Source organism: Streptococcus sp. HMSC034E12 (assembly GCF_001835915.1).
In the GTDB taxonomy this organism is placed as follows: Bacteria; Bacillota; Bacilli; order Lactobacillales; family Streptococcaceae; genus Streptococcus; species Streptococcus vaginalis.
In genome coordinates, this window is the sequence record NZ_KV826487.1 from 1 (window position 1) to 367 (window position 367).

Here is a 367-nt window from a genome sequence, read left to right on the forward strand (position 1 = left end):
GCCTCAAAATGATGGTTCTGTTGACGTAACACCAGCAGACGGTACTGATAGTCTGGAAATCACTTATACGCCAGAAGGTGAAAACACCAACCCAACCAAATTCACTGTTAAGAAAGAAAACGGTGAGTGGAAGAAGGGTGACGACGCTCCAGAAGGCGTAACCGTTGATAAAACCACTGGTAAAGTCACTATTCCAGCAAAGAAAGTCAAAGACGGTAGTAGCGTAACCGCTGTAGATAAGAAGGGTGACACCTCTTCCGACGAAGCCACTGGTAACGCCAAAAACAACCCAACTACCCCAGAAACAACTAAGCCAGCTGCTCCAACCGTCACGCCTCAAAATGATGGTTCTGTTGACGTAACACCA

General features: G+C 46.9%; 1 pseudogene. It reads left to right on the forward strand.

The features are described from left to right. Positions 1-367, forward strand: a pseudogene (locus tag HMPREF2574_RS10635) (hypothetical protein); the annotation flags it as partial.